Here is a 12,354-nt window from a genome sequence, read left to right as displayed (position 1 = left end):
ATATCCTTATAATTAATCTATTATATAAAATGAAAATTATTATAGCCGGAGCCGGTGAAGTAGGAACCCACCTGGCAAAAATGTTATCACAGGAGAAGCAGGATATTATCCTGATGGATCCGAATGAGGAACGTTTGAATTTCACGAATTCAAGCATGGAGATCCTTCCTATGGTGGGTAATCCGACATCCATTCGGGACCTGGAAGAAGCCGGTATCAGAAAGGCCGACCTGTTTGTCAGTGTCACGCCGGAAGAAACGACCAATGTGGCAGCCAGCATTCTGGCTTCTAAATTAGGAGCACATAAGACGTTGGCGCGTATCAACAATTACGAATATTTGCTCCCTAAAAACAAGGAACTGTTTGAAAAAATGGGGATCGATTCCATGATTTACCCGGAAATGCTGGCAGCCAAAGAAATTGTTACGGCTGTCAGACGCCCGTGGACTCGGCAATACTGGGAGTTGTTCGGAGGCGCTCTGATTCTGATCGGTGTAAAGGTGCGCGATAATTCCCGACTTGTGAACAAACATCTGTCCGAATTACTGAACGAACAGAAACTCTATCATATCGTTGCCATCAAACGGCAGAACGAGACCATTATTCCCCGTGGTACGGATCGTATAGAATCGGGAGATATCGTTTTTTTTACAACGACTAAAAGCCATATCGAAGACGTCCGGTTGCATGCGGGCAAGCGAGACCCCGAAGTAAAGAAAGTCATTATTATGGGTGGAAGCCGTATTGCGATCCGTACCTGCCAGTACCTTCCGAACAATATCCGTGTAAAAGTAATCGAGACTAACAAAGAAAAGAGTCACCGTATAGCTGAGGTTGTCCCTGGAAATGTCTTGATCATCAATGGAGACGGACGCGATACCGATCTGTTGATGCAGGAAGGGATCAAAGATGCACAGGCATTTATCGCACTGACGGATAATTCGAGTACGAACATCTTGGCTTGTCTGGCTGCTAAACGCGCCGGAGTATTCAAGACTATCGCTAAGATCGAAAATATCGACTACATACCTTTAGCGGAGAGCATGGACATCGGCTCGGTTATCAATAAGAAACTGATTGCTGCCAGCCATATCTACCAATTCCTGTTGGATGCAGACGTGTCGAACGTGAAGTGTTTAACTTTTGCCAATGCAGATGTGGCGGAACTTGTTGCCCGTCCCGATTCGAAAATTACCCGTAAGCAGGTAAAAGATCTGAATCTTCCGAAAGATTTGACGTTGGGCGGATTGATTCGTGACGGTGAGCCTATGATGATCAAGGGTGATACACATATCCAAGCTTATGACCACGTTGTGGTGTTCTGTTTGGATACGGCTATGCGTAAATTGGAGGACTACTTTAATTAATTGTCAATGGACAACTCTGGGTTGTCTCTTTTCTCTGTTCAATGTGTCAATTGTTAATAGCATATTATGCTGAACATTCGTTTTATAATTAAGATGTTAGGGATGATGTTCATCCTTGAGACGTTGTTTATGCTGGCTGCAACGGCAGTCGCTTTCTTATATGAAGGAAATGACTTCTATCCGCTTCTTCAGTCGAGTGGTATCATGTTCGGAACGGGAGTCCTTTTTATGCTGATCGGACTACGAGCCAATGAACATACGGCCGGGCGCAGGGAAGGGATGCTGACTGTTACATTAACTTGGGCTCTTTTCTCCCTTTTGGGGATGTTACCATTCTATTTAGGTGGCTATATAGATAATGTGACGGATGCTTATTTCGAAACGATGTCTGGTTTTACGACGACAGGCTCTACCATATTGACCGATATCGAAGCTCTTCCGCACGGGATATTGTTTTGGCGGAGCCTTACGCAATGGCAGGGCGGTATTGGAATGATCGTGTTTACCGTAGCGCTGATGCCTATTATCGGAGGTGGGGCTACCCAGATGTTCAATGCCGAGACTCCGGGTATCACGCACGAACGTTTCCGTCCGCGTGTTACCCAGGTGGCCAAGCGCCTGTGGGGAGTTTATTTGTTCCTGACCATTATCCTTATTGGTCTTTTATGGGCGGGTCCAATGGACTTGTATGACGCTGTCAATCATGCGCTCACTTGTATTTCTACAGGTGGCTATTCCACGAAAAATGCCAGTATCGCTTACTGGGACTCTGCCTATATCGAATATACAATTACGATTTTTATGTTTATCGGTGCGACCAATATTACTTTGATATATTTCTTTTTTAACGGTAGGCCCAAGAAGTTATTTGCGGATGAAGAAACACGCTGGTTTTTCTGGTTCGTACTGATTATTACGGCAATATCGACAGTCTGGATCATGTATAAAGGAATTGTGGACGATTTTGGTACAGCTTTTAGGCAAACGGTATTCCAGGTCGTGACATTGGTGTCTACATGTGGGTTTGCAACGGTCGATTATATTCCGTGGGGACCGTTTTTCTGGCTGTTAGCGCTAGTTCTGATGGTGGTATGTGGTTGTGCTGGCTCTACTTGTGGAGGTTTGAAAATGGGCCGTTTTGTGATTTTGACCAAGAACCTCTTTAATGAGTTTAAGAAGCAGACGCATCCACATGCCATTATTCCGGTACGAATGAACGGGCATGCTGTTTCTGGTGATATCGTCCACCGGGTATTGGCGTTCGCTTTTGCCTATATTGCTTTAATATTTGTCAGCTGTATGGTGCTGATGATCGATGGGGTAGGATTTGAGGAGACGATCGGGGCTACTATCTCTTCGATCAGTAACGTTGGACCGGGACTTGGTAGTCTGGGACCGGTCGGAAACTATGCTGATGTTCCGGTGGTATCGAAATGGTTCTTGTCTTTTCTGATGATGGTCGGACGTTTGGAGATCTTTACGGTGCTGACAATCTTGTTGCCGGGGTTTTGGAAACAATAATACCAAAAAAGATAGTTCGGATATACGCTTTTGTCTAATTTTGCGTTATAATAGGTGCGAATCATAAAGACGTAAGATACATGATAGAATATATCAAGGGAGAGATAGTAGAACTGACACCGGCCAGGATGATCTTGGAATGTGCCGGAATCGGTTATGAACTGAATATCTCCTTGAATACATATACTTTTTATAATGGGAAACCGACCGGGAAGATTTACGTGTACGAAGTGATACGTGAGGATGCCCATTTGCTTTTTGGCTTTGCAGGAAAAGATGAGCGCGAACTGTTTCTGATGTTGACTTCCGTGTCGGGAGTCGGTCCCAATACTGCCCGGATGATCCTTTCTTCCCTGTCACCATCCGAATTGATCCGGGTGATTGCAGATAAGAACGAAACAGCTCTGACGTCAGTCAAAGGAATCGGATTGAAAACAGCTCAACGTATTCTAGTTGATCTCAAAAACAAGGTAAAGCCGATAGAGGGAATGACAGTGACAGGTGGCTCCTCTTCTGTCGCTGCCAGTGGTGCTGTCACAGAAGAAGCAGTGGCGGCATTGGTTATGCTTGGATTCCAGAAGGCCGCTTCGCAAAAGGCGGTTAACTTGATATTGAAAGGTTCGCCTGCACTGGCTGTCGAGCAGGTCATTAAAACAGCCCTAAGAATGCTTTAAGCAATGGATAATTGGCAATTGGCAATTTAGGAGAATTTGGAATTGTCGGTTGTCATTGTCTGTTGTCAATTGTCAATTAACATGAGAAGGACACTGAAATTTATACTCTGGATAACAATTCTACTGTTTGGTGCAGGTCTGTATTCTATGAATACGGATTTTCTGGCCTATGAGATGTCGTTGCCGGATACTGAACAGCCGGTCGTTCCGGATGATACGGTGCCGAAGGTGCGCACCCGCTTTCCGGTAGCTAAGACGGTCCCTGAAGAATATCAGGATCTTACCAAGCAATCACCTGCTGACTTGAAGACGCCGGATAACGTGAAATCAGTGGTCGAATATGATATCAGAACCGGGACGTATGTAGTCCGTACCAAGTTAGGTGATGCCGATCTGACTACTCCTATTTCGTTGACCCCTGAGGAATACCAGGATTATAGTTTCCAAAAATCCGTTCAATCCTACTATCGCCAGAAAAACGAGGAAGAATTTCAAAAGGCGGCTAATAAGCAGTTCAACTTAGCTGATATGCAGTTCAATATCGGTGCGGCGGAACGTATCTTTGGGCCGGGCGGTGTCCGGGTGAAAACGCAAGGTTCGGCCGAAGTGGAGTTAGGCTTGAAGCAGAATAAAACCAAAAATCCCTCTTTGCCGGAACGTGCTCGTAACCGTACCTTCTTTAATTTCGATGAGAATGTTCAATTGAATGTACAGGCATCGGTTGGTAGCAAAGTGAATTTCGATATGAACTATAATACCGAAACCTCTTTTGATTTCGACTCCAAAAAACTGAAATTAGCTTATACCGGGGAGGAAGATGAAATTATCAAGTCGCTGGAAGCCGGAAATGTAAGTATGACAACCAGTAACTCCCTAATCAACGGAGGAGCAGCCCTGTTCGGTATGAAAGCGGATCTCCAGTTCGGGAAGCTGCGAGTCAATGCGTTGTTTGCACAGCAGGAGTCGGAATCGAAAACGGTCAGTTCTAAAGGGGGCGTGCAGACAAAACCTTTCGAATTGACGATTGACCAGTATGACGAGAATCGTCACTTTTTCCTGTCACACTATTTTCGCGACCGCTATGATGAGGCGGTGAAGAACCTGAATACGATTTCCTCTCCCGTCACGATTAGCAAGGTGGAAGTTTGGGTGACAAACAAACGGGCTACTTATGACCAGGCGCGTAACGTGGTCGCTTTTGCTGATCTGGCCGAGCATGATAATATTTCGAATACGACGGTCGTTTCTCCTTCGGGGGCGCTGTCTATCCCCTATAATAATACGAATACATTATATAATACCCTTAACCAGCAATTTACCGGTGCTCGTGATATCAGCACGGTAAATCAGGCGTTGGGAGGAACTTTTGTTAACGGTACGGAGTATGAAGAAGTGGAAAGTGCTCGTTTGCTGGATGCGTCCGAATATACGGTCAATACGAAGTTGGGGTATATCTCGCTGAAAACACAGTTGCAGGCAGATGAGGTATTGGCTGTCGCTTACAATTATACTTATTCGGATGGAAAGACTTATCAGGTTGGTGAGTTCTCGACTGACAATCCTTCATCGGCTGCCTCTTGCCTGTATGTGAAGTTGTTGAAAGGAATTACCATGTCGCCTGATATGCCTTTTTGGGACCTGATGATGAAAAATATCTATTCATTAGGAGCTTACTCTGTCCAAAAAGAGAAGTTCAAGTTGAATATCATGTATCAAAGCGATACAACCGGTACGTATGTCAACTATTTGCCGGAAGGGGCGATTGCCAACCAAATCTTGTTACGAGTGCTGAACCTGGATAGCTATGATTCCAACAATCAGCCGCATCCGGATGGTATATACGACTTTATTGAAGGTGTGACCGTCCTTGCCGATAATGGGAAAATTATTTTTCCAAGTGTGGAACCATTCGGCTCCTATCTGCGTAAAAAGATTAACAATGATGCGATTGCTGACAAATATGTATTCCAGGAACTCTACGACTCGACATTGACTGTCGCCAGACAGATTGCTGAAAAGAATAAGTTCAAACTGGAGGGGGAATACAAAGCCTCTTCGGGTGCCGAGATACAGTTGGGAGCTTCCAACGTAGCGCGAGGTTCAGTGAAAGTAACGGCTGGCGGAGCGATATTAACCGAGAATGTAGATTATACTGTTGACTATACTTCCGGCGTGGTAACGATCCTGAACGAAAGTATTATTTCTGCAGGCACGCCGGTCAGTGTCTCGCTGGAAAACCAGACAGCCTATAACATGCAGCGTAAGACCATGATGGGATTGGACTTGAACTATCAGTTCAACCCGAATCTGATGGTAGGCGCTACCATCATGCACATGTCCGAAATGCCGTTGACCACCAAGACGACGATGGGCGACGAAGCGATAAAGAATACGCTCTGGGGTGTCAATATGGCTTATAAGGGCGAGAGTCAGTGGCTTACCAATATGTTCGACAAGCTGCCGTTGCTGAACCTAAGCAAACCCAGCCAGATATCTTTCAATGCGGAGTTCGCTCATTTGATTGCCGGGCATTACGAAAACAAGAACACGGGGGGATATTCGTATCTGGATGACTTCGAGTCGACACAGAGCAATTTCGACCTCTCCGACCCTTATCCCTGGCAGTTGTCCAGTGTGCCTTATGACGATGGTACGCCCCAATTGTTCCCGGAAGCCGGGCTGACCAATAATATCGATTACGGGAAAAGTCGTGCTTTGCTCGCTTGGTACACGATCGACGGATTGTTCACGCGTAAAAATTCTTCTTTGCGTCCGAAATATATTACGACAAAAGATTTGTCCAACCATTATGTCCGTGCTATCGAGACGAGAGAGTTGTTCCCGCAACGGCAGCAAAGCATGAGTGAAAGTAATACGTTGACAGTTCTGAACATGGCTTACTATCCGCAGGAACGCGGACCGTATAACTTGGATGCCGATAATATTAATCCTGACGGAACATTGCAAAACCCGGAAAAGCGTTTCGGTGGAATGATGCGAAAGATAGACCAGAGTGACTTTGAGACGGCGAATGTCGAATATATCGAATTTTGGATGCTCGATCCGTTCATTTATGATCGTCAGACAACAGGGGGGGATCTGTATTTTAATTTGGGTGAGATATCGGAAGACATATTGAAGGATGAAAAGAAGTTCTTCGAAAACGGATTGCCAATCGATGGCGATACGTCTAAGGTCGATTATACTGTTTGGGGTAAGGTTCCAAAACAGCAGAGTACAGTTTATGCCTTCGACAATACGGCAGGTGCACGTCTGTTGCAGGATGTCGGCCTGAACGGTTTATCCTCGGATGAAGAAAAGGAATATCCGGCTTACCAGGATTATCTGAATAAATTACGCCAGAAATTGAATGCGGTAACCCTAACCGAGATGGAGAACGATCCGTTACAGCTGTCCCCTTTCTTTGATCCGGCCGGTGACAAGTTCCACTATTTTCGTGGTTCGGACTATGATTCTCAGGAGGTGGATATCTTAACACGTTACAAACGCTATAATGGAACGGAAGGAAACTCGAAAGATATCAACGATTCGGGCGAGCGCTACAGCACTTCTTCCAAGACCGTGCCTGATGTAGAAGACATCAATCAGGACAATACTCTGAATAAAAATGAAAAATATTTCGAATACAAAGTCAGGATAACTCCGCAGGATACGGTTGTCGGTGAAAACTTCATTGCGGATAAACGTACTTCATCAGTAAGATTGGCGGATGGTACGACAGAATCCGTTACCTGGTATCAATTTAAGATTCCGGTAAAACAATACCAGCGTCGTGTGGGGGCAATCAATGATTTCAAGACGATTCGTTTCATGCGTATGTATATGACAGGATTTAAGGAATCGGTCGTGTTGCGCTTCGGTACTCTGCAATTGGTACGCGGAGAATGGCGATCCTACGAGCAGGATTTGTCCGATCCGAAGATGCCGCCCGCAGTGAAGGGTAAATTGGAAGTCTCGACTGTCAATATCGAGGAAAACAGTGACAGGGATCCGGTCAGCTATACATTGCCCCCGGGCGTCAGCCGTGTACTGGATCCAAGCCAGCCTCAGATCCGTCAGGAGAACGAACAGGCGCTTTCTTTAAAGATAACGGACCTTGCCGCTCAAGATGCACGTGCCGTGTATAAGAATACGAATTATGATTTGCGGCAGTATAAGCGCTTGCAACTGTTTACACATGCCGAGGCTCCGAAATTGGATGTAAACGATCTTGCAGATGGCGATCTCGCTGTTTTTATCCGCCTGGGATCGGACTATAAGAATAACTATTACGAATATGAAGTACCGTTGAAATTGACTCCGCACGGGGAGTATAACTATAACAATTCGGAACACCAGAAAATCGTTTGGCCGGCAGAAAACATGTTGAATTTCCGTTTGGAGATTTTGACGGACCTAAAACTGGAGCGTAACCGGGAAAAACGGTCCGGTACGAATGGAGTGTCTTTCCAGACTGTCTATTCTGGTAGGGATCCGGACAACGATGGCAATACGATCCGTGTCAAAGGCAATCCGAGTCTTTCCGAAGTGAAGACAGTCATGATCGGTGTGCGTAACGTGCGTAATAAGTTGAAGAGCGGGGAAGTTTGGGTGAACGAATTGCGCCTGACCGACTTCAATGAAGAAGGTGGGTGGGCTGCTAATGCGAATTTGAATGTTGCGCTTTCCGACTTGGGAACGGTGAATGTGGGCGGACGTATCGAAACGGCCGGCTTTGGTGCTCTTGACCAGTCTTTGAATGAACGCCGGATGGAGGACTTCAAACAGTATAACGTGGCGACCTCTATCGAATTGGGTAAGCTGTTCCCGGAAAAGGCGCAAGTCAGCATCCCGTTCTATTATGCCTATTCGAAAGAAACATATGATCCGAAATACAATCCGCTGGATCAGGATGTCAAACTGAAGGATGCTATCGATAAGGCGGAAACAAAGGCTGAGAAGGATTCGATCCGTGATTATTCTCAAGATAGGACGGTTATCAAGAGTGTTTCGTTTAATAATGTGCGTGTGAATATCAAGAGTAAGAATCCGATGCCTTATGATCCGGCAAACTTTACACTCGGATATTCGTACAGTATTAATGATAAGAAAAATCCGGAAACGGAATATGAAACGACGAAAGACTATCGTGCTAATTTTGCCTATAGCTATGTGCCTTATGTCAAGCCGATCAAGCCATTCGATAAGTTATTGAAGAAAAACAACGGCTATACGCGCTATGCCAAACAACTGGCGTTTAATGTGGCCCCGTCTATCAACTTCCAGACGGCCATGATGCGGAATTATTACGAAATAAAATTACGCGACCTGACAGGAGCGGCAACAGGTGTCCCCAACGATATACCAGTGACATTCAGCCAGAACTTCTATTGGGACCGTGCTTTCAGTTTGAACTGGGCTTTTACGAATAACCTGAACATAACGTTCAGTTCCGGTACGAATGCCCGTATCGAAGAACCGTATGTGCAGGTGAATAAGGAACTGAACCCGGACGGTTACCAGTTATGGAAAGATTCCGTGAAGAAGAGCATCGCTGACCTGGGAACCCCGATGAAGTATGACCAGCAGTTTATGGCGACCTGGCAGTTGCCGTTGCAGCTGATCCCGGTTCTGGATTGGACCAATGCTTCTTTGAGCTACAATGCTACTTACAACTGGGATCGTGGAGCGACGGTAAGCGAAGATATCGAGATGGGTAATACGATCAAGAACCAGCGTCAGTTCGATTTGCAGGCGAACTTGAACCTGTTATCTCTCTACAACAAAAACAAATATTTGAAGAAGATCAACCAGAAGTTTAACAATACCCGGACTACGGCTAAAAAAACGGAGAAGAAGAAAAAGCCGAAATTGGAAAAAGAAATTGTCTTGAGTCCGGACAGCGCTACGGTTGTCGAGCATGGAATGTTTACGAAAAAGGTGCAAATCACGGCCAGAAGAACGGACGGGCGTGTCTACAAAGTCAAGTTCAAGCCGATCAACTTCGCACAGGTTAAGATTTTGAACCAAGACACGGTGCGCTTGAAGTTGACGATCATACCGGGACCGGCCCCTACTGAGGATTTTCTTTACAAGGCGGTTGAACATAGTGCCCGCTTTTTGATGATGGTGCGCCGTTTCAATATTCAGTTTACGAACTCTGCCGGTATGATGCTGCCCGGTTTCCGTCCGGAGATCGGTGATATCTTTGGCCAGGGACGTTCTTCATTCGGACTTTCCCCGGGGATCGGTTTTGCGTTCGGTGACGTGCGTCGTAGCTATATAGACGAGGCATATGAAAAAGGCTGGTTGATTACGGATACCGAGAGAGACGTGAATGCCGCAGTCATGACCAGTACGAAAAATCTGAATATACGGGCGAACCTCGAACCGATCACTGGATTGAAGATCGACTTGACGGCTCTTCGCAACGATACGCGTAATACGGAAATACAATTTATGTATGAAGGTATGCCGGAGATTATGGGGGGAAACTTTACCATGACGACAATCGCGCTGGGAAGCGCATTCGGAGGCAGTGGCAATGCTATGAATAACTATTCTTCGAAAGCCTTTGACAAGTTGTTGGCAAACCGCGAGATCATTGCCCAACGTATCGAAAGCAAGTATTCCGGCTTGAAATATCCGGATGTGGGCTTTATCCATGATAAAGGCTTGGGAGGAATGCCTTATAATCCGGGAACAGGTAATGTGAACGGTGTCAACCGGAATTCGGCGGATGTCCTGATTCCTGCATTTCTGGCCGCTTATACCGGTAAGGACCCGAAGAAGGTAGGCTTGACGGCTTTCCCTTCGTTGAAGAGCATGTTGCCTAACTGGCGCGTTACTTACGACGGCTTGATCAAGATTCCGGCTGTCAAGAAATATTTCAAGAGCTTGACGTTGAGTCACCAGTACCGTTGTTCTTATTCGGTAGGTGCTTTCACATCCTTCTTGAATTGGGTGGATGCCGGGCAGGACGGACTGGGATATATCCAGTCGATTCTGAACGATAACCCGACACCATCGTCTCCTTATTCGATTTCGTCTGTCAGCCTTACCGAAGCGTTTAGTCCTTTGTTGGGTGCAGATGCGACGCTGTTGAATAACGTGACGGTTCGGGCGGACTATTCGACTACCCGCAATTTAAGCCTGAACACGACATCCTACCAATTGGTCGAAGCACTTTCCAAGAAAGTGACGATCGGTTTGGGTTACAAATATGCCGAGTTCAACAAGGTTTTGAAGATGAAGAAAACGCGTGATTTCAGCAATGACCTCACCGTTCGCCTCGATTTCTCGTTCAACAAGATGCAGTCGTTGATTCGTAAAATCGACACTCAACTGACGCAGGCTACTAGCGGTAACATCGCAAAGACAATCTCCTTCTCGGCTGATTACGGTTTGAGCCGTGCGTTGACGGTCCGTGCATTCTATGATATTCAGATCAATGAACCGTTGATATCGAGTGCATCTTATCCGACTTCAAACTCAAACTACGGTATCAGTTTGCGGTTCTCTCTTGCACAATAATCCAGTTTCTCTATCACTCTATCACACTTTGTTTTGCAAGCATTGACAAACATGGTGTGCAAGGAGTGATACATACCGGATTCCTGTATCACACTTGTATCACTACCTGCCGTTGAAACGGGTAGCCGGTATTGTTTACAAAAACGCAGGGAACCGTGCCGATATACATCTGTGTGGAGATAGTTCCCTCAACATAAAGGTCCTTTTTTACTAAAACAAGTAGGAAAAGAACGAAAAGCAAGCAGAAAAGTTTGGTAACATGCCCATCTTCCGCCTTTCTACACCCGGATGTTACCGCTCTCCACACCCGGATGTCCGGAATGGCTACACCCGGATGTCCGGAACTCGTACTTCTTACCAGTCAATCTTTTGAATACCTTTGCTTTGGAGGAAAGTATTCGCCTTGCTGAAGTGTTTACAGCCGAAGAAACCATGGTCAGCAGAGCGTGGAGACGGATGCACGGTTGTCAGCACCAAGTGTTTATGGGTGTCGATAAGGGCGATCTTCTCTTTTGCATAACTTCCCCACAGCATGAATACCAGATTCTCACGTCCATCGCTCAATTTCTTTATCACTGCATCTGTAAAAGTTTCCCATCCCATATTCCGATGTGAGCCGGTTTCGTGAGCCCGTACAGTCAGGACCGAGTTCATAGGAAACACGCCTTGCTCTACCCAACGGTCCAGATTGCCGGATGTGGGGATCGGTTTGCCTAAGTCTTGGTGTATTTCTTTGAATATGTTGGCCAGTGATCCAGGAATGGGAACTCCTTGCGGGACGGAGAAGCAGACTCCGTAGTATTGCCCCGGATTGGGATAAGGGTCTTGTCCAAGTATAACAACCTTCACTTTCTCGAATGGACAGGCATTAAAAATATGGAAGATCTGGTGTCCGGGAGGAAGCACATGGGCGCTTCTGTATTCGTTCTTGACAAATGTGACCAACTGCTCAAAGTATGGTTTATCAAATTCTTCCTGAAGGCGTTTTCGCCAGCTTTCTTCTATTTTGACATTCATGGCATAGCATGTTAATTGGGACAATGCAAAAGTATATAATTTACAAGAGATTATCAAGAAGACAACAAAGATACGACGGATATCTTATCCGGATATTGACTTAATTCTACAATAAATGTGTATAGTCACAAACTCCCTGAAAATATTTCAGAATAAACGCAAACTTATCTTTCAAAGAGATTCAAATTGTATCTTCTTTTTGAAATAAACAAATAAAAAACAGACAGCCACCGATAAGTTAA

Annotated in this window: 5 protein-coding genes; 4 read left to right on the top strand and 1 reads right to left on the bottom strand. The window is 45.6% G+C overall.

The window, feature by feature from the left end; translation table 11 throughout:
* The first annotated feature begins 29 nt into the window (after positions 1 to 29).
* The 4 genes from trkA (at position 30) to sov (ending at position 11,095) form a co-directional block, all read left to right on the top strand.
* Positions 30 to 1,367 (top strand): Trk system potassium transporter TrkA, encoded by a 1,338-nt coding sequence (gene trkA / locus NQ542_RS10745; RefSeq protein WP_005640429.1) that lies wholly within the window; start codon positions 30 to 32, stop codon positions 1,365 to 1,367.
* A gap of 66 nt (positions 1,368 to 1,433) precedes the next feature.
* Positions 1,434 to 2,888 carry a TrkH family potassium uptake protein gene (locus NQ542_RS10740; RefSeq protein WP_005640431.1) on the top strand — a complete coding sequence of 485 codons (1,455 nt, stop codon included), beginning with the start codon at positions 1,434 to 1,436 and terminating at the stop codon, positions 2,886 to 2,888.
* Positions 2,889 to 2,968: 80 nt separating this feature from the next.
* The gene (ruvA, locus tag NQ542_RS10735; protein ID WP_005640432.1) at positions 2,969 to 3,562 is read left to right on the top strand and encodes a Holliday junction branch migration protein RuvA; all 594 of its coding nucleotides are present in this window, start codon (positions 2,969 to 2,971) and stop codon (positions 3,560 to 3,562) included.
* Positions 3,563 to 3,643: 81 nt separating this feature from the next.
* Positions 3,644 to 11,095: a T9SS outer membrane translocon Sov/SprA gene (gene sov, locus NQ542_RS10730; RefSeq protein ID WP_005640434.1), complete on the top strand. Its 7,452-nt coding sequence runs from the start codon at positions 3,644 to 3,646 to the stop codon at positions 11,093 to 11,095.
* A gap of 354 nt (positions 11,096 to 11,449) precedes the next feature.
* On the opposite strand, the gene ung is transcribed toward sov, so the two are convergent.
* Positions 11,450 to 12,112 carry a uracil-DNA glycosylase gene (ung, locus tag NQ542_RS10725; protein WP_005640440.1) on the bottom strand — a complete coding sequence of 221 codons (663 nt, stop codon included), beginning with the start codon at positions 12,110 to 12,112 and terminating at the stop codon, positions 11,450 to 11,452.
* Positions 12,113 to 12,354: the final 242 nt, after the last annotated feature.

The sequence above is a fragment of the Parabacteroides merdae ATCC 43184 genome, from assembly GCF_025151215.1.
Taxonomy (GTDB): domain Bacteria; phylum Bacteroidota; class Bacteroidia; order Bacteroidales; family Tannerellaceae; genus Parabacteroides; species Parabacteroides merdae.
This window is presented reverse-complemented; position numbering and strand designations above follow the sequence as displayed.

Bases quoted from the DNA above. Each gene is read 5' to 3' on its own strand.
- ung (WP_005640440.1), bottom strand. From the start codon at position 12,112: ATGAATGTCAAAATAGAAGAAAGCTGGCGAAAACGCCTTCAGGAAGAA.
- ruvA (WP_005640432.1), top strand. From the start codon at position 2,969: ATGATAGAATATATCAAGGGAGAGATAGTAGAACTGACACCGGCCAGG.
- NQ542_RS10740 (WP_005640431.1), top strand. From the start codon at position 1,434: ATGCTGAACATTCGTTTTATAATTAAGATGTTAGGGATGATGTTCATC.
- sov (WP_005640434.1), top strand. From the start codon at position 3,644: ATGAGAAGGACACTGAAATTTATACTCTGGATAACAATTCTACTGTTT.
- trkA (WP_005640429.1), top strand. From the start codon at position 30: ATGAAAATTATTATAGCCGGAGCCGGTGAAGTAGGAACCCACCTGGCA.